Below are 19,630 nucleotides of genomic sequence, written 5' to 3'. Positions count from 1 at the left end.
TACAAACAATCATTCGAAACGAAAAAGACACGCTCCAAGGAGTCGTGCCTTTTTTAAGGGTTATTTTACATTGATATTTAATGTGCCTGGGGCCTTTTGTCGAGTAACATTTCCATAATCATCCCGCACAATTACTTCAATGACTGCACCTTTTGCTTTGGCGGTAGAAGTAGCTGTCCAGTAACCTTCATATGTTCCCTTGGCTACCTCACGAAGCGGCAGCTCTGTTGTATTTTGCAGCTTTGATCTCGCGTTTGTCAGCGGCATGTGAATGACAAACGTTGCGTCTAGCTTTTCTCTGCTGTTAAATGAAATTTTAACAGACTCACCTGATGATAGATTGACATTCTCTGCTGGTGTCAGCTTAGAAATCTCAGGCGCTTCGTATTGAACATCGATATCGACTTTTTTAGTCGTTTTGTTTCCTGCTGCATCTTTTGCTGTTACTTTGATCGTATTTTTCCCGTTTTCAAGCAGGATTCTTGCAGAATATTTCCCATCTTTTATTGCTGCTTTTTTTCCATTCACAGTGACTTGATCAAGATGATCATCCGTTACCTTTCCTTCTACAGTGAGTGATTCTTTGTTAGACTTTTCCCCTTTTTTTGGTGTATCTATCGTTAACACTGGGGCTGTTTGATCAATGATCACCTTGACTGATTTGGATTTTTTCGTTGCGCCTTTATCCGTAACAGTAGCAGCCGTGAATACATGCTCTCCGCTTGACACTGTAACCTTCTCTTTGAAAGCACCCGACTGATCTGCTTTCACTTTGGCAATCTCTTTATCGTTTTGATAGATCGCTACATCAAGCCCTGGAGAGGCTTTACCTTCGATCTCCAGTTCATCTTTGTTCGTGATCGTTCCAGCCTTTGGAGATGTTATTTCTGGCACATCTGCTTCATATTGGACAAGCGCACGAATCATATAATTTCCCTCTTCTTTTGGAGAAGGAGAAAAGGCACCGCTTGTCAGCTGCCAGCTTCTTTCAGCATTTGGTCCATCTTCATCTGTTGCAAGGCCTGGAGATTCCGTATTCTTTTTCGTTTGAATATAGACAAGATAGAAATCTCCATCCACCGTAATGGCTTGATCTTCTAAATCTACTTTTGTCCATTCACCATTACGCAGCGCATTCGCTTTAAAAGGTCCCGCAATTTTCTCACCTGGAGCGCCGTCCTTCCCAGAAGCATCATACACTTCAACCGCAAATTCATTCCCGCCAGGGGCTGGCCACTCTGTTGTCCAGAAACGGAAAAGCCCCCCTGTGACCTGTGCTTGTTTCTTCCCTTTTTCTAATGAAAATTTCACCGCCCAGCCATTACCAGGATCATAGAACGCCCGTGCATTTTCAGCTGTTCCGTCATCGTAGCCAATTTCGCCAGCAAAACCGATGAAAGGTTCCAGCTTGATTGCTTTTTCAAGCGGCTTTTCTGTCACATCGGCTGTAAACGAATATCCTTTAAACCCTTTCGCAAATACTTTGACTGTATATACACCGCTCAATGCCTCTAGAGAAAACTCGCCAGATTCATCTGTTTTCACCGGCTCAATTTTCGCATCCTCTACAAGATAAACCGTAGCATCCTTTACTTTTTCACCCGTTGTTTCATTGACAATTGTGCCAGATATCGTTCGTTTTTCTAGTGGCTGTAACGAGAAATTTGCCTCTGCCTGATCATTTGCAGGAATATTGACTTTTTGTGTGCGTGATTCAAAGCCATATGCTTCAGCTTTCACTGTAAATTCCCCTGCACCATGAGAAAGCTGATATCTCCCTGTCGCTTCATCTGTGTACGTGGACTTGCCGCTTTCAAGAACACTGATTTCTGCCTTCATCGGAAGAGCTTTGATAGATGGGGCATCTAAGCTTTTTTCCTTTTTCATCTGGACATGTTTTTCTTTTATTTTAGCAGGCTTTGCGCTTTTCGGATCGACGGGTTTCTTCTGCTCCTGTGCTGACTTTTCTTTTTTGATGACGCCAAGCTGTTTCTTTGCCTTTTGAGGCAAGGCTTGATCTGTTATTTTCACATCATCTAAATAAAAACCGTCTTTTGTCACACTGCCATCCGTTCTTAGCTGAAAAATAACTCTCACGTTCTGACCTTTGTAAGCAGATAAATCTACTTCTCCTTTTGTCCATCCACTTGTTTTGCCTGTGTAGGCTGCCACTTGGACAGCATCTTCCCCCTCAGGCTGCACATGAATATGCACATAGTCATAATTTGCTTCAAGGTCATGCCAGTATTGATATTGTAAAAAGGAGGAGCCTGACTCAGGTACAGCAATCATCGGCATAGATAAATGAGCATCTGTTTGATTTTCATAAGGACTGTCTAGGTTTGTGGCGTAGACATGATCTCCAGTAAAGGCTTGTTTCGGACCTGTGGTCGGCTTCCCCCACTGCCAAGGATCTTTTGTTCCACCACTGAACCATCCACTTGGCCATGCTTCAAAATCTTGCGAGTAGCCAGTCGTGATGGATGATTTAATCGGAATCGTATACGGTTCTGATGCGGCTTCATTTTCTCCAAAATCTTTCACAATCCATCGGTACGTGACGTTTTCTCCCTCAAGTTCTGGGAGCTGGACAACATAGGTCCCTTTTAAATGATTTCCATCCGTACGTTTTGCTTGCAGCGTCTCTCTTTTCCCTTGATCCACTTGATAAGTCAAGGAGACATTGGTCACAGCTACTTCATCTTCTGCTGTGATGCTTAGAGGTGTTGGTGTAGAGGCAAAAATTTCATTCGGTCCTTTATGAGAAAAAACGGGTGGTTCTGTATCTTCTCCTTCTTTTGTCACCTGTCCTTCAATCGTACCAATTCCATCTGTTAATGCTGTGATCGCTTCTTTTGCATCAACTAATCCTGCCCCATAGCCATTGTTAGGGGATTCCGGAAATTGCTGATCGGTCAGCGGCTTTGCAGTATCAGTGAGAATGTCTTCGATCTCTTCAACAGACAGATCTGACTGTACTTGGCGCAGAAGAGCCACAACAGCTGAAACATGCGGACCTGCCATCGAGGTTCCATTCCAGCCATCTTCATACCCTTTCCCAGGAATAGAAGAACGAATGTTTACCCCTGGGGCCGCAATATCTGGTTTCATGACGCCATATGGAGAGGGGCCTTGCAAAGAGAAAGAACCCAATTTGTTGTTTTGATCTGTTGCACCCGTCGCAAAGGCTTCCTGATAGTTCGCAGGATTTGCAATAGATCCCTCACCGCCAGGGTTAAATAAATCCGTATTGCCAGCTGAAAACTCTGGGAAGATGTCCGCTGCTCTCCAAGCATTGACCACATCTTTATACCAATCATCAAGACCGGGTCCACCGCCCCAAGAATTATTGACCACATCTGGCGCCTTTTCTGGATGTGGGTTTCCGTTTTCATCTTTTGGAGCTAAAATCCATTCACCTGCGTCAAGCAGATCAGCATCTGAACCACCATCTTCTGAGAAAGCTTTCACCGCGATCCATTTTGCACCTGGTGCGACCCCAATTTGATTCTCTCCATTTGGCTCAGAGCCAACCATCGTTCCCGTTACATGTGTACCATGCTCTAAATCATCGTATGGCGCTTCAGAACCTGTCGTTGCATCGTACCAATTGAATTCATGAGAAGGTTCATTCGGACGTGCAGGATCGAATCCGCGGTATTTTTCTTTTAATGCAGGATGATCCCATTCCACACCTGTATCAATACTTGCCACAACGGTACCAGTTCCGTCATAGCCTAACGCCCATGCTTCTGGGGCATGAACTTGAGAAATGTTCCACTCGATTCCATCTGCTGCTTTGATTTGTTTATTCTTCTTTGAAGTCTTCAAATCAACAGGACGATGGATTTGACGGATTTCATTTGGCAGCACTTGATCTACTTCTGGGAAGGAAGCCACCTTTTCCATAACTTCTTTCGTGCCTGTCACAGCGAGACCATTCACAATATAGTACGAATGAATATCCTTCACTTGCTTTTTCTTCTGTGCCTTTTGTAAATAAGTAAGCAGCGCTTCCTGCGTCTCTTCAGACGTCGCTCTTAGTTCTGATACGACAGCTGATCTTTTTGTGTACTGCGTTTTAGCAGCTGTTAACTTCTGTCTTTTGGCTTTTGATACAGCATCCTTCGCCACTTTTTTCACATTTGTTTGTTCCTTCATTTTGACTAAAAAGGTCACCTTGTCTTCTTGTTGAAACTGTTTCATTAATCTAGATGAGATCTTTGCTTTTACTTTCTTGGAGGAAACAGCGTCCTCTTGATATGAGGTAGAAGTCGATTTTGCTTGAACCATCCCAAAGCTTGTCATCGTTAAAGTACCAATCACCAAAAGACTCATCAAACGATAGCCGGCGGTTTTGCGAAACTTCATTTTCAATCAAATCCCTCCTCCTCAAATGGTCAAACAGAGTGTGGATCTCACTCCTCTCTTTCCTTTGTTCATGACAAGATTCATGGTGTTCTATTTAATGTAGTCAAATAAAGTTCATCATTTTGTCGCTTTTTGTAATAGGATTTAAAAATGATCCTTTTTACTTAATCACCCTAATCCAAAATACATATGTTGAATGAAGTGATCCAGACACATTTAATACTTTATGATCAGAAGAGATGCGGGTTTCTTTATATATTGAACATGAAAAAATCCCCTTCCAATGGAAGGGGATGAGTGATAATCGATTAGCGTTTATTACGGTTGCGCAAGAACGTTGGGATATCCAGCGTATCATCACTTGATTGTGTATTTTGTCTCGGTTGAGATGATGGTTGCTGATGTTCCTCACGTTTTACTTCACGCTTTTGAGGAATGGACTGATTGTGCTTTAATCCTTGTCCTAATGGATTTCTTTGTGGTTTTGTCACTTCTGGCTCTTGCTCAATAAATCCAGTAGCGATGACGGTTACCACAATTTCATCCTTCAAGTTATCATTAATGACAGACCCGAAAATCATGTTTACATCTTCGTCAGATGCAGAAGCAACAATGTCCGCTGCTTCTTGTACTTCATAAAGACTTAGGTTCGTACCACCAGTAATATTCATGATGACACCTTGTGCACCGTCAATCGCCGTTTCTAGAAGTGGTGAAGAAATAGCTTTCTTCGCAGCTTCAGCAGCACGATTTTCACCTGTTGCGACACCAATACCCATAAGAGCAGAACCTTTATTGGACATGATCGTTTTCACGTCAGCAAAGTCAAGGTTAATTAAACCTGGTGTAGCAATAAGATCTGAGATCCCTTGAACACCTTGTCGTAGCACGTTATCTGCTGCACGGAATGCTTCAAGCATTGGCGTGTTTTTATCAACAATTTCAAGCAAGCGATCGTTTGGAATGACGATTAATGTGTCAACTGCTTCTTTCATAGAAGCAATTCCTTCGACGGCTTGAAGCTGACGCTTTCTTCCTTCAAATGTGAAAGGACGAGTCACGACTCCAACTGTCAATGCACCAGAATCTTTTGCGATTTTTGCAATGACAGGTGCAGCACCCGTACCAGTTCCACCGCCCATACCAGCAGTAACAAAGACCATGTCTGCGCCTTTTAATACTTCTTCAATCTGTTCTTTGCTTTCCTCAGCAGCTTTTTTACCGACTTCAGGATTCGCACCTGCTCCAAGCCCTCTTGTCAGCTTAGCACCGATTTGCATTTTCGTTTCTGCTTTTGATAGATTTAACGCCTGTGCATCTGTGTTGACTGCAATGAAATCGACACCTTGTACGTCATTTTCGATCATTCGGTTGACAGCGTTATTTCCGCCTCCACCTACTCCGATTACTTTAATTGATGCTAGGCCGTCTATATTTGTTTCAAACTCCAACATGCTGAATCCTCCTAATCCGTCGAAAATCTAATTCTATTCCCAGAACATATTAAATAGTTTTTTCATTTTGCCCGGTTTTTTATTTGTCTCTTCTTGTGCTTTTTGTTTTACTTTCGGTCTTGGCTGCGCTTCTTTCACTTGTGGTGCAGAAGAAACCGGCTCCATGGATGCGCCTACTTCATGAAACGCCTCATCCGGCATTTGGAATCCAACTTGTCTGCCCTGAATCTTTGCATTGCGATAAGCAAAGTGGATCAGACCCACTCCTGTCATATACTGAGGTTCTCTCACCCCAATATAATTCGGACTTGCAATTCTAACATTGTTTTGCAAGACCGTTTGTGCAAGAGAAAGGATACCTGGTATAGCTGCCTGTCCACCTGTTAGAACGAATCCGCCAGGCAAATCATGGACACCCATATTTCTTAATTCCTCTGCCACAAAGAGCAAGATTTCTTCCAGCCGAGCCTCGATGATATTAGCCGCCTCAAGCTGTGTATACGTCTGTTTCTGATCGGTACCGATGACAGAAACTTCAAATGTTTCTTCAGACGATGCCTCATCATAAAACGCATGTCCAAATTGTTTTTTGATTCGTTCAGCTTCTTCAGTAGAAGTTCTAAGTCCTATAGACAAATCTTTTGTAATGTTCTCTCCGCCCAAAGGGATACTGTGAGTAGAATAGAGATGCCCGTTTTCAAATACGGAAATCGTTGTAGATCCGCCGCCAATATCGACGAGAGCTACCCCTAGATTTTTTTCATCTTTCGATAATGCTGCTGAGCCCGATGCGAGCGGCTGCAAGCAAATATCCATAATTTCAATTCCAGCTCTTTCTACACATCGGAGCCAGTTATGTAGAATCGTTTTAGAACCTGTAATTAACGATCCATCCACCTCTAGCCGAACACCAAGCATTTTTTTCGGATCAGTGATCTCATCTCTTCCGTCGACGATAAATTGTCTCGGGATGACGTCTACGACGAGATGTTCTTGAGGAATAGATACTACCTGTGCAGCATCTAAGACACGTCTCACATCTTCAGCATGTATTTCTTTGTTTTCACTAGATACTGCGACCACGCCGCTCGTATTCTGAATATGAATGTGGTTTCCGTTAATTCCGACAATCGCCTTTTGTAAAGGAAAACCTACCATTCTCTCAGCCTGTTCAAATGCTTGTCTAATAGAATGAACTGTCTCATCTATATCAACAATCGATCCTTTTTTTAACCCTTCTGAAGGGACATTTCCAACACCTATAATGTTAAGCGAATCATCCGCCATTTCTCCGACGATGACTTTTATATTGGATGTACCGATGTCAAGGCTGACGTAAATTTCATTGTTGTTCATTCTATGGCACCTCCTCACATATCAATACTTTCTATTCTATTATTTGCTGAACAACAATACAATGAATGTGTTTTTACAAGTGTGTAACAAAACTTAAAAAATCAACATTTCTTATTAGGATTACTGAAAATATTCGTTACATCATATGTATATCCTTTTTTATGACTCACTTTTTTTCTTTTTTTCTCTAGAAATTGTCCATTTTGTTAGTAGAATTCTGCGAATAACTGCTATATTTTGAAACAATCTAACGCCGAAAGCAAACATTCCGACTAAATACAAGTCTACACCAAGATGGACGCCCAGAAAAGCTAAACTTATTGCAAGTATAATATTAAAGAAAAAGCCTGATACAAACACTAGTTCATCGTATGCCCCTTGCAGATGTGCCCTGATTCCACCAATCAATGTATCAAGCGCAGCAAGTACAGCGAGGGAAAGATAATTAGAATACTCATTCGGTATCGTAAAATTTGTTAAGAAACCGATCGCAACTCCTATGATTAAGCCAAGTACAGGAAGCCACATTAAGATTTTCCCTCCTTTACATCGTCAAGAGGCTTCAACTCGTTTAACTGAATTGCACCGTCATATGCTTTTAATTGAATTTGCTGCTTCGGCTGGCTAATACTTAAGCCGAAATTTTCCTGAGCAAACAAATCACCAATATCTGATACATTTAAACGGCTGTATAATTTGTCGGCCTGGTCGCTGATCATCTTGATGGTCACTTCATCACCATCTAAGCTGTAGCCATCCATTTTCGTCGTACCATTAATATCTCGAATCACACTTGTATTAATCACACGGTGGTCATTAATAGAAATATGTTTTGCTCCATACATATTGGCTTCGTTGATTAGCTTTTTCAGAAGATCAGGGGGGATATTTTTCACTTCTTCCCCGGTCAGATCCTTGGAGAAGAGCTGAGAGATGTCAACTTCAATTCCCTCCCCTGTCACTTCTGTAAAACCAGCCTTTTCTTTTAAATCTTTTAATGTTTTAGTTAGTTGAGCTTCTTTTGATTGATCTCCTTGACGACCATACTTTTTCAGCATTTCATCGTATTTATCAATTTCTTTCAGTAAATCCAATTCTTTACTTTTAGATGCAGATAAATCCTCTCTTAGCTCCCACACATCGCGAGTATCACGAACTTTGGGCTTTTGCAATGAATTAAATTGGATGGAGACCATGATGCCGAATATCACCATTAAGGCTGTCAAACTAAGTAAAGGCTTCTTTTTCCTCAACACCACTCACCTTTTCACTTTTAATCTTTGTGTTTTAAAAGAGGATTCATACGAATATCCTTTTTTTCAATCGTCATCGAAATGTGATCACTTGTCAGCTGATCGACCACTCCTCCTGCAATATTTAATGCAGGTATTAACACAGCCGGATCACCAATAGCAGAAATAACAAATGGCGCTGGATGCTGAACACCGTCAACTGTGACAACTGGGCCATTACAATGTATGTATGATTGGTGTGTAATTCTCTGTCCATTAATAGATACGGCAGAGGCCCCTGATATAAACAGTTCGTTTATCACATGAAAAATGTGGCTCTCATGAACAATGTAATTATTGACATTTTGTCCACTCGGGATATAAGATGCATCTTCAAGGGATACTTGTACCCCTTTTCCTTTTACACCGATCTCTCCTGTAAACATCCTGTATTTCTCAACATCTTCCAATACATTAAAATACTGCTCTTTTTCATTTTTCAAATTGGACTCAGTGGCTTGAACCTGTGATTGAAGACTATATAATTCTTTTTCAAGTTTCTGATTCGCCTTTTCTTGCTTTGTCAGCTGACTTTTCAAGGAGTATTCTTTTTTCCATTGCTCTGTTCGAATGACATCTGCCTGATGCTGCTTAGTATATTGGTATGAAAAAGAAATCAGAAAACCAAGAACAAGCATGACAATTGAGAATATAACTGTTTTGCCTCTCAACGTTCATCTTCCTTTTTCTTAGATTTAAACGCTTCAAAATACGTCGCGACTTCCATATGGATTGTGCCTTTTTCAGATGGCGAAAGTTCTTTTACAATGGCAGGATAGGTTTTCATTTTATCAGCGAATGTTTTAATTGATGCAATCACGGTGTTCCCGTCATTCATATAAAATTTAACGAGCCACTGGTTTGAGCTTGTTGGCACATAATATATTTCTGAGATGAGTTCCTGAATAGAGGCTGGCAGCTGATTTAAAGATCTAACCGTTTGCTTCAGCTTCTCTTTATTGTCCCAATCAACAAAAATAGGTCCTGCATGACTTGGTGTGACTTCTTCTGGTAATGCTGTCCCATTTTCAAGAAGCTCATAGTATAAATTTCCCTTTTGAAGATACGCAATATTGGCATATTCCTTGACAGCAATACTAACCTTATTTGGAAAATGTTTTTTGATACTGACACTTTTAATCAGTTTGTTTTGCTTAATATGATCTGCTGTTAAATCTTTATTTAAATTCCAAAACTCTGTTTCGCCTTCTTTAATCTGGGAAAGTTTCACAAGCTGTTTTGTAGGGACATGCTCATTACCCGTGATAGTTAAAGAAGAAATTTTACTGATTGGTGTCTGCAAATAAATAATGATTAAAACCATGATAAAAAACAGTAGAATAAAAGAGATTAGTCTCCGATTCGCTTTCTGCTTCCTTTGTTCTTTAATTTTAGGAATTCGTTCTTCTATATTGACGATCTTTTCATTTTCATGATCAGGCCGCATATATATTCTTCACCCCATTCAAAGCTGCTTGTCCACACCTTTGGGTCATCTTTTGATGAGAAAACAAACGGCATTCTTTCATGCCGTTTGTTTTCCTGTGATGCCATCATTCATAAAACTTGCTTTTAATTTGCTTCACCGATAATTTCTACTTCTGTATGCATATCTACATTGTAGTCATCTTTAATTTTCTTTTGAATGTACTGGATTAAGTCCAGCACGTCTTGAGCAGTAGCCCCGCCAGCGTTCACAATAAAGTTGCCATGCATATCAGAGATTCTTGCTCCGCCAATTTGGTACCCTTTTAAATTCGCTTTTTCTACAAGCTGTCCTGCATATTCAGGCAGCGGATTTCGAAAAATACTTCCGGCACATGGTCGATTATAAGGCTGTGTTTCCTTGCGATAGTCTTTATTTTGCTGCATTTTCTTTGTGATTTTCTCGCGATCATCCTGTTTGAGCTTAAACACGGCCTCGAGAACAATGCCTGGTCGTTCCTTTTGAAGGACAGACGTTCTATAGCTAAAGTTCATCTGCTCATTTGTTAGCCACTCGATGCTTCCATCTTCAAATAAGATTCTCGCTTTCACAAGAATCTTACTGATATCAGATCCGTGCGCACCTGCGTTCATATAAACAGCGCCGCCAATAGACCCTGGGATACCAGCTGCAAATTCCAGCCCTGAAAGACCCTGCTTACTAAGAGACGTTGCAAGCCTTACAACAGAGTAGCCGCCGCCAACTGTAATTTCTTCATCATTTACAGTTAAGTGATCAAGTCCAGCGCCTAACTTCAGGACGACGCCACGTATTCCTTTATCAAGTACGAGTAAATTTGACCCTCTTCCAATAACCGTCCAGTCCGCGTGGTGTTTTTTTATCTGATCCATGATCGTTTTAACTGAATCGATATCTTTAGGAACGATCAATAGATCTGCCGGCCCGCCTATTTTCATTGTCGTATGATTTGCAAGCGGCTCATTTTCAAGCACTTTACCGACTTGCGCTTCTAATAATTCATTCTTCAAGTTCTCCATATTACCCTCCGCCTTACCTAATATCATTCCATCATGTAGTCGTAATTTCTTTTAATACATTATATAAACGTCCAGCCGCATCTGGTACTCCAAGTTCTTTTGTTAAACGGCTCATTTCGTTTAATTTTTCTTCATTACCAGCAATTTCATCAATGGCATGAAGGAGGCTTTCTCCAGAAAGCTCTGATTCTCTTAAAACGATTGCAGCGTCATGCTTTTCTAGTGATCTTGCATTGATTTCCTGGTGATTTGCCGTCACGTATGGGCTTGGAATAAAAATAGTTGGAATTCCAAGGGCTGTCACTTCAGCAATCGTTGTGGCACCGGCTCTTGCAACAATCACATCAATCGATTTCAAGTATTCTGGCATTTGATGCAAGAAAGGCTTTGTGATCATATTAGGTGCTGCACCTTTTTCCTTTAGTTCGTTCAGCACTTTTTCATAATGAACCTCACCCGTGATATATAAAAGCTGATAGTTCTTAGCCTTTAATGCATCTTGCATGTCAATAACTGCTCTATTAATCGGCGCAGCCCCCCGGCTCCCGCCAAAAATAAGAACCGTTTTTTTCGTTTCATCCAGCCCAAACTCCTTCAGAGATTTCCCCTCTTTTATAGAGACGACTTCAGAGGCTCTAGGGTTTCCCGTAAATACAACCTTTTCAGAAGGAAAATGTGCCTTTGCTTCTTCAAAGCAGATGGCTACCTTATCAACATATCTTGCTAGAAACTTATTTGTGATACCAGGCAGGCTGTTCTGTTCGTGAATAATGGTCGGGATTTTCAGCTTAGAAGCTGCATAAACGACAGGGCCGCACACATAACCACCTGTTCCAATGACCGCATCTGGCTTAAATTCCTTTAAGTAAGATTTGCTTTTTTGAACGCCTTTTAGAAATCTCATCACCGTTTTTACGTTATCAAAGGAAAGCTTTCTTTTAAAACCTGAAATTTCTATGGACTTGAAAGGGATATTTTCTCTTTCTACAATTTTCTTTTCAAGTCCATTTTCAGTACCAATATATAAAAATTCTACATCAGGATGCAGTCTTTTCACTTCTTTAATAAAAGCTAAGGCTGGATAAATATGTCCGCCTGTTCCGCCTCCACTGATTACTATACGCATTATACCATTTCCCCTCAATTTTTTTCTGCTCTGAACAAAGTATAAACCCTGTTTTAAACAACAGGGCTCCGTTAAAACCTGTAAAGAAGAGTCAAAAAACATGTTTCCAATACAAAATCTGTCATTTCTACTCTTCAAATCATTTTTTTGTACTTTTGCAAAATAAATGTCATCATGGTTTCATGAACTAGCAGCACTAATATCTAGCGTACCTGCTTACATTCAAGAGTACGCCAATTGCCATCAGCATTAATGTCAGTGATGAGCCGCCATAACTTAGGAATGGGAGCGTGATACCTGTCACAGGGATAAGTCCAGTAACAACTGCGATATTAATCATCACTTGAATGGCAACCATTGAAATAATACCAACTGCTAGGAAACTTCCATATAAGTCTGGGGCTCCAAGTGCTATTCGTATGCCTCTCCATAATAGAACACTAAAGAGCAGCAAAATGAGTGATCCTCCTATAAAGCCAAGCTCTTCAGACAATATTGCAAAGATGAAGTCTGTTTGAGGCTCAGGTAAATAAAAGAATTTTTGTCTACTTTGACCGAGACCCATTCCGAACAGACCGCCTGGACCAACAGCGTATAAGGATTGAATAATTTGAAACCCACTGCCTAGTGGATCTTCCCAAGGATTTAAGTACGATGTAATTCGTTTTATGCGGTAGGGCGCTGATAAGACTAGTGCAGCAAATCCGCTGAGCCCTAGAAGACCGAGAAATATAAAGTGAGCAATTCTCGCACCTGAAACAAATATCATAATAATACAGGTTCCAACCATTACCGTCCCTGTTCCCAAATCTGGCTGCAGCATGATGATGGCAAATGCAGAAAATACAATGCCTAATGCTGGTGCGAAACCTTTACGAAAGGATGTGATATTTTTTTGTTTTTCAGATAAGAATTTTGCAAGAAACGCAATCATCGCAAGCTTCATAAATTCAGAGGGCTGAATACTAAACGCACCGACACCGATCCAGCTTCTTGATCCATTTCTCTCCATACCGATACCAGGAATAAGTACAAGCAGCAAAAGGAGAAAACAAACAGCAATCAATATCTTTGACCAAGTCCGCCACGTCCAATAATCGACTCGCATAATGAAAAACATCGCGATAACTCCGATTCCGGCAAACAAAAGCTGTCTTTTTGCAAAATAAAACGAATCATCAAATTTATACGATGCCCACACAGCACTAGCGCTGTACACCATAATTAAACCAATCGTCAATAAAAGTAACGTAATGACAACAAGCAAAAAGTCCGGAGAAGTTTTCTTATTCGTCAAGAGACCGACACCCCAAGCATAATTTCATTTGGGCTGTCAGTCATACGAGAGACAAGCCCTTATTTAAGCATATGCACGGCGTTTACAAACATGTCTCCACGTTCTTCAAATGTTTTATGTTGATCCCAGCTTGCACAAGCCGGAGATAATAAAATCACGTCTTCTTCTTCAGAAATGTTAAACGCCGCAGGTACTGCTTGTTCAACATTATCGACATGTTTTACGTGATGTATTCCCAGTTCTTCACCAAGCTTCACAAACTTAGGTGCCGTCTCACCAAATGTGATAATTCCTTTTACATTTTTCATAAAAGTTTTCAATTCATCAAATTCATTGCCGCGATCAAGCCCGCCAGCTAGTAAAATGGTCGGCTGATTAAAAGCTGACAATGCTTTACTTGTTGCCAGTATATTGGTGGCTTTACTATCGTTATAGAATTTTCTGCTTTGAATTGTATCTACAAACTGCAGACGATGCTTCACTCCACTAAATGTCGTGAGAACGTGTGCGATTGCTTCATTTGAACAGCCTGCATTTTTTACGACACAAATAGCTGCCAAAATATTTTCTTGGTTATGCTCACCAGGAAGAACAACATCCTTTAAATCGATGATATGTTCATTCATGTAGTAGATCGCACCATTTTTAATATACGCACCATGTTCTACTTGCTCTTTCACTGAGAAAAACACTTTTTTTGCTTTTGAAGCTTCAGCCAGTTTTACGACTGATGGATCATCGAGGTTAATAACAGCTATGTCATCTTCAAGTTGATGTGCGTATACTTTCTGCTTTGCATTTTCATATTCATCACGAGTGTGGTGATAGTCTAAATGTGCATCAAAAATATTTAATATTAAGCTGATTTTAGGTCTGAAATCAACTGTTCCCATTAACTGAAAAGAAGAGAGTTCAGTTACGATCCACTCATCGCCAGCTGCCTTTGCAGCGACTTCGCTGGCAACTGTGCCAATATTACCTGCTACTAAAGTTTTTTGACTGTCTTGTTTCAACATTTCATAAATCAAAGTCGTGGTAGTGGTTTTTCCATTTGAACCAGTAATCCCAATAAAAGGAGCTGAGGTTAAATGATAAGCTAATTCTATTTCCGTCCAAACTGGAATTCGTCGGCGAAGCGCTTCTTGAACCATCACATTTTCATATGGAATTCCTGGATTTTTAATTAAAATCGTAATTTCTTTATCATCGAACATACGAAGAGGATGGCTGCCGCAAACGACATCAATCCCCTTTTCAGAAAGAAGCTGAGCAGGTTCATTTTCTTCAAACGGCTTTTGGTCATTTACTATGACATTTACTCCATGCTCATGAAGAATTGAAGCTGCCGCATATCCGCTTTTTGCAAGACCTAATACTAGTACATGTTCGTTTTTTAACATTTGCATCTTATTCAATTATAACCACACCTCGATGTAAATTCCTAAAACAGCAAGTAATAAACCAGCTGTCCAGAAGGTGACAACTACTCTCCACTCAGACCAGCCAACTAACTCATAGTGGTGGTGAAGCGGACTCATCTTAAAGATTCTTTTTCCAGTTGTTTTAAAGGAGATCACTTGAAGAATAACGGATAACGTTTCGACAACAAATACTCCTCCAATAATGACAAGTAAAATTTCAAGCTTTGTTAAAATCGCAATTGCTACAATCGCTCCGCCTAAAGCAAGCGACCCTGTATCACCCATAAATACTTTTGCAGGATGCGCGTTAAACACAAGAAACCCAAGAACGGCTCCAGCAACAGCTACTGAAAAGATCGCTACATCGTACTGTGATTGATTCCAAGCCAATATAGCAAAGGCTCCAAAGGCAATAGCCGCGGTTCCAGATAATAGACCATCCAGTCCATCCGTTAAGTTCACGGCATTAGAACCTCCGACAAGCATGAAAACGACAAGGATAAAGTAAGCCCATCCTAAATCGAAGCTCACATCTGTTCCTGGAATGCGAATCGTCGTTGCAAACTGATAATAATGGAAGACTGCATAAAAAATCACTGCGATCACAATTTGACCAATTAATTTCTGTTTCGATGTTAAACCTAGGTTTCGTTTCATCGCTACTTTAATATAATCATCTAAAAATCCTAATAGACCGTAGCCAAGCGTAACAAATAACAATAAAAACATTTCTGGACTAATCTCAGAAAATTTGTTGATCATCACAATCGTTGTAATGGTAATAGAAAAGATAATCATAATTCCGCCCATTGTCGGAGTACCTGATTTCTTTTGGTGAGACTGTGGTCCTTCTTCTCTAATACTTTGACCAAATTTAAGCCTTCTTAAAAACGGAATAAAAATCGGGGATAAAAGAACACTGATTAAAAATCCCATTATGATTGTAAACAATATCACCTGTTCAAGCATCGTTCTTTACTCCTTCCGAATTTCCAAAGCCGTTTTCCATCAGAAAATCACATTCATTATTAAGGTATTCATTCGCGTTCTTCGTATGTTGTTTTTGTACAAAATGCTTCATTTCATTACACTCTTTTCATCATTTTAAGATTTGTTTAGATCTAAAATAGCGTCCATAGCAACCTTTGCATCATCAAAATCGTAAACTTGATCGCCGACGATTTGATATGTCTCATGACCTTTACCCGCTATTAAGACTGTATCGCCTTTTTTCGCATTGGCAATTGCAAAAAAGATGGCTTGTTTGCGATTCACAAAACTATGATAATATGCGTCTGGCACCCCATTTTCCATATCCTTTAAAATAGCTGAAGGATCTTCGCTTCTTGGGTTGTCTGAAGTAAATACAGGTTCATCTGCATACTTCACAGCGATTTGGGCCATTTGAGGACGCTTTGTTTTATCACGGTCGCCGCCGCAGCCTATCACACAGAAAATTTTGCCCTCTGTTAATTCTCTACACGTTGTCAGGACATTTTCTAAGCTGTCAGGTGTATGGGCGTAATCGACGATAACAGGGAAATCTTGATCACAGTTCACAAGTTCAAATCGGCCTTTGACTCCCTCCAGCTCTTCAATAGCACTTACAATCGTTTCAAATGTTAAGCCAGATACGATCCCTACTGATACAGCTGCTAGAATGTTGTACACATTAAACTTACCGATGAGGGCAACTGTCACATTTTTTGTGCCAATTGGAGTGATCAAATCAAATTGAGTCCCCTTCGGTTTGATTTGAATATTCTTTGCCATTACATCTGCTTTTTGCTCTAAGCCATATGTCATGACTTCAGCAGCTGTCACTTTTTCATAATAACTCGAAGCGTCATCATCTGCATTTAAAATCGCATGCTTCGGCTTGTCGTGATGAAAGGCACTGCCAAGCTGTGAGAATAGCAAGCTTTTCGCATGTTTATATTCTTCCATTGTGTTGTGGTAATCAAGATGGTCCTGAGAAAGGTTTGTGAAAACAGCAATATCATAATCACATCCATGTACCCTGCCAAGATGCAGTGCATGTGATGATACTTCCATAATGGCTGTGTCTACATCTTGGTCAAGCATCTGTTTAAAAGTTTTCTGAAGTGTGACACTTTCAGGTGTGGTGTTTTTCACATCGAGAATGTCATCATTCACCTTCATATACATCGTACCGATTAAGCCAGTTTTCTTTTCGGCTTTTCTCATCATTTGTTCAATCATGTGTGTTGTCGAAGTTTTTCCGTTTGTTCCTGTGATCCCGATGAGATTCAGCTTATGAGTTGGCTGCTCGTAAAACGCATCAGCTATTCTTGCAAGAGCTCTTTGAGAGTGTTTTACAATAATGACTGGTACATCTGATATGTTAAGAGGGTGTTCTGCTACAATCGCTGCAGCCCCGCTTTTCACCGCTTTTTCAGCATAATCGTGTCCATCTACTGTATAGCCTTTTATACAGACAAAAAGGCTTCCTTTTTTCACCTCTCTTGAATCCATTTCAATGGAAGTGATATCAGGATTTTCGTTTATTAGTTCGTTGTTTTCACTTTTAAAATATGTAAGGAGTTCTTGTAATTTCATTTCATATCAAACCTCTCAAATTCGTTCACGTGCATGTCTTGTGAAAAAAACACACAGTCTATATTTTATCGTAAAAAAAGGGATACATCCAGCGTATTCCTTAAGTTTCTCTTGGAAAAAACACACTTTGGGCTCTTTTTTACAAACAGACCTTCTCTTTCAACAAAAAGAGGCAGCCGAATGAGTGCGGCTACCCTCTGTTCATTCTTTATTATTCATCGTTTAAGTATAATCTGATGGTGGAGCCTTCTTTGACTTTTGTCCCGGCAGCAGGCGATTGCTTCACCACTTTACTGCCAGTTCCAGAAGCATCGATCTTAAGGTTAATCAGTAAGGATTCAAGGTCTGAAACAGATCCCCCTACAAGATTCGGTACTTCAATGGTTTTTGTGTCCAGCCACTGGTACTTCTTTTCAATTTGTCCTTTTCTTTTTTTCACACCCATCTCAGGCAGGCTGTCCCGCATAATATGACCCACAATTGGTGCAGCAACTGTCCCGCCAAATTGAATAGTGCCTTTCGGGTTATCTACCGCCACATATACAACGATACTTGGATCATCAGCAGGCGCAAACCCGATAAATGACACAATGTGGTTATTTTCCATGTACTTGCCGTCTTTTACCTTCTGTGCTGTCCCTGTTTTTCCGCCAACTCGATATCCTTCAACAAATGCATTTCGGCCAGTTCCTTGAGCGACTACACTTTCAAGCGCATATCTGATTTCTTTTGATGTTTCTGCTGAAATCACTTTCTTTTTGGCAATCGGTGATTGCTTTTTCACTACCTCTTTTGTGATTGGATCTATCCATTCTTTTGCAATGTAAGGCGTGTAAAGTGTTCCGCCATTTACCGCAGCTGCTACGGCAGCTACTTGCTGTATCGGCGTAACAGATACACCTTGACCAAAGGCAGTTGTCGCCTGCTCTACAGGGCCAACTCGGTCCAGCGGGAACAAAATGCCTCGCCCTTCCCCTTGAAGATCGATTCCTGTTTTTTGGCCAAATCCGAAATTTTTAATATAGGAAAATAATTTATCCTTTCCTAGACGATCGCCTAGTTCAACAAAACCGGGGTTACAGGAGTTTTGAACCACTTCTAAAAATGACTGTGATCCGTGGCCGCCTTTTTTCCAGCACCTAAGTCTTGCACCATCAACTGTCACAGAACCGCTGTCAAAAAAATGATCGCGTTTTAAATTGACTTTTTTCTCTTCTAGTGCTGCTGCAAGCGTAATAATTTTAAACGTCGAACCTGGCTCATATGTGCTCCACACCGGTAGATTTCGGTTAAACACTTTCGAGTCAACTGATTGATAATCCGCTGGATCAAAATCCGGTCTGCTCGACATCCCAAGCACTTCACCGTTCTTCGGGTTCATCGCAATTGCAATCATCCCATCTGGGTTATATTTTGCCTGCGCATTGTCTAATTCCCGTTCTATAATGGTTTGCACCTTCGCATCGACAGTTAACTTCATATCAAGACCATCTTTAGGCGGTGTATAATCATCTGCTTCATCTGGCATTTTCTGCCCTTTTGCATCGGAATAGAACTTGACAGAGCCTTTTTCACCTTTTAGGTCATCATCATAATAGGCTTCCAGTCCAAGTAACCCTTGATTATCAATTCCAGCGAAGCCCAGCACATGAGAAAGAAAACTGCCAAACGGATAGTGTCTGATGCTGTCTTCCGCAACATAAACGCCATCTAAATCAAGCTCTCTGACTTCTTTTGCTTTTTCATGAGATACTTTTCTGCCTTCTGGAGAAATTCGTTCGATGGATGTTTTCTTTGTGACGTGCTTGTACGCTTTCTCTTCAGACATATTCAGTACTGCCGCCAGTTTTTTGCTTGTTTCTGCGGGATCTTTAATTTGCCGCGGGACGACCAATATAGATGGGGCACTTTTGTTCGTCGCAAGCTCTACCCCATTTCGGTCCAAAATATCTCCCCTTTCTGGTTCGAACGGGAGATTCCGGCTCCATGAATCTTTTGCTAAGCTTGTGAGCTTCTCGCCCATAATAAACTGTACATATCCTAATCTAGTATCTATGATGAAAAAAATGATCACCCCAAACAGCAGCACGAAAAGCAATCGTTTTCTCACTGTTACACTTGATACTCGCACGCCCGGTTCACTCCTTACATACATATGGCTTGTTTCCATCATATGCAGGCCCGTCCTTATGTAGAACGTCTCGTCTATCCCGCTCGGCAAAAGAAAAAACCTAGCAAGTCGTTTGCTA

At 40.7% G+C, this 19,630-nt stretch carries 14 protein-coding genes; all 14 read right to left on the bottom strand.

The genetic code is table 11. The annotated features are described in order from the left end of the window. Window positions 1-60 precede the first annotated feature (60 nt). The 14 genes from ASE42_RS08310 to ASE42_RS08245 all read right to left on the bottom strand — a co-directional run bounded on the left by ASE42_RS08310 (window position 61) and on the right by ASE42_RS08245 (window position 19,512). Window positions 61-4,377, bottom strand: coding sequence for a S8 family peptidase (locus tag ASE42_RS08310; RefSeq protein WP_056766371.1), 4,317 nt, complete (start codon window positions 4,375-4,377; stop codon window positions 61-63). A 302-nt stretch (window positions 4,378-4,679) separates the two neighbouring features. After that, window positions 4,680-5,825, bottom strand: a complete 1,146-nt coding sequence (ftsZ, locus tag ASE42_RS08305; RefSeq protein ID WP_056766369.1) for a cell division protein FtsZ — start codon at window positions 5,823-5,825, stop codon at window positions 4,680-4,682. Between the two features lie 33 nt (window positions 5,826-5,858). After that, on the bottom strand, window positions 5,859-7,181 hold the full coding sequence (gene ftsA / locus ASE42_RS08300) for a cell division protein FtsA (RefSeq protein WP_024424253.1): 1,323 nt from the start codon (window positions 7,179-7,181) through the stop codon (window positions 5,859-5,861). A 159-nt stretch (window positions 7,182-7,340) separates the two neighbouring features. Next, entirely contained in the window at window positions 7,341-7,709 is a 369-nt protein-coding gene (locus tag ASE42_RS08295; protein ID WP_003210988.1) for a small basic family protein, read from the bottom strand. Continuing rightward, a complete protein-coding gene (locus tag ASE42_RS08290) occupies window positions 7,709-8,434 on the bottom strand; it encodes a DUF881 domain-containing protein (protein WP_041117315.1) in 726 nt (241 codons plus the stop codon). Before ASE42_RS08290 ends, ASE42_RS08295 begins: the two co-directional genes overlap by 1 nt. A gap of 20 nt (window positions 8,435-8,454) precedes the next feature. Continuing rightward, complete coding sequence (locus ASE42_RS08285) at window positions 8,455-9,144, bottom strand: DUF881 domain-containing protein (protein WP_025092542.1); 690 nt, start codon at window positions 9,142-9,144, stop codon at window positions 8,455-8,457. Next, window positions 9,141-9,920 (bottom strand): cell division protein FtsQ/DivIB, encoded by a 780-nt coding sequence (locus tag ASE42_RS08280; RefSeq protein ID WP_024424256.1) that lies wholly within the window; start codon window positions 9,918-9,920, stop codon window positions 9,141-9,143. Before ASE42_RS08280 ends, ASE42_RS08285 begins: the two co-directional genes overlap by 4 nt. Window positions 9,921-10,045: 125 nt before the next feature. Beyond that, window positions 10,046-10,957: a UDP-N-acetylmuramate dehydrogenase gene (gene murB / locus ASE42_RS08275; protein WP_024426930.1), complete on the bottom strand. Its 912-nt coding sequence runs from the start codon at window positions 10,955-10,957 to the stop codon at window positions 10,046-10,048. Window positions 10,958-10,988: 31 nt separating this feature from the next. Beyond that, on the bottom strand, window positions 10,989-12,083 hold the full coding sequence (murG, locus tag ASE42_RS08270) for an undecaprenyldiphospho-muramoylpentapeptide beta-N-acetylglucosaminyltransferase (RefSeq protein WP_024426929.1): 1,095 nt from the start codon (window positions 12,081-12,083) through the stop codon (window positions 10,989-10,991). Window positions 12,084-12,279: 196 nt separating this feature from the next. Beyond that, entirely contained in the window at window positions 12,280-13,380 is a 1,101-nt protein-coding gene (gene spoVE / locus ASE42_RS08265; RefSeq protein ID WP_024424259.1) for a stage V sporulation protein E, read from the bottom strand. A gap of 59 nt (window positions 13,381-13,439) precedes the next feature. Beyond that, a complete protein-coding gene (murD, locus tag ASE42_RS08260) occupies window positions 13,440-14,786 on the bottom strand; it encodes a UDP-N-acetylmuramoyl-L-alanine--D-glutamate ligase (protein ID WP_056766878.1) in 1,347 nt (448 codons plus the stop codon). Between the two features lie 9 nt (window positions 14,787-14,795). Further along, a complete protein-coding gene (gene mraY, locus ASE42_RS08255) occupies window positions 14,796-15,770 on the bottom strand; it encodes a phospho-N-acetylmuramoyl-pentapeptide-transferase (protein ID WP_003211854.1) in 975 nt (324 codons plus the stop codon). A gap of 135 nt (window positions 15,771-15,905) precedes the next feature. Beyond that, a complete protein-coding gene (locus tag ASE42_RS08250; RefSeq protein WP_024424262.1) occupies window positions 15,906-17,381 on the bottom strand; it encodes a UDP-N-acetylmuramoyl-L-alanyl-D-glutamate--2,6-diaminopimelate ligase in 1,476 nt (491 codons plus the stop codon). 211 nt (window positions 17,382-17,592) lie between these two features. Beyond that, window positions 17,593-19,512 carry a stage V sporulation protein D gene (locus tag ASE42_RS08245; protein WP_024424263.1) on the bottom strand — a complete coding sequence of 640 codons (1,920 nt, stop codon included), beginning with the start codon at window positions 19,510-19,512 and terminating at the stop codon, window positions 17,593-17,595. Window positions 19,513-19,630: the final 118 nt, after the last annotated feature.

The sequence above is a fragment of the Bacillus sp. Root920 genome (assembly GCF_001429445.1).
Classification (GTDB): domain Bacteria; phylum Bacillota; class Bacilli; order Bacillales; family Bacillaceae; genus Bacillus; species Bacillus safensis.
Note: the sequence above shows the minus strand (reverse complement) of the source record. Positions and strands in the feature narration are given on the sequence as shown.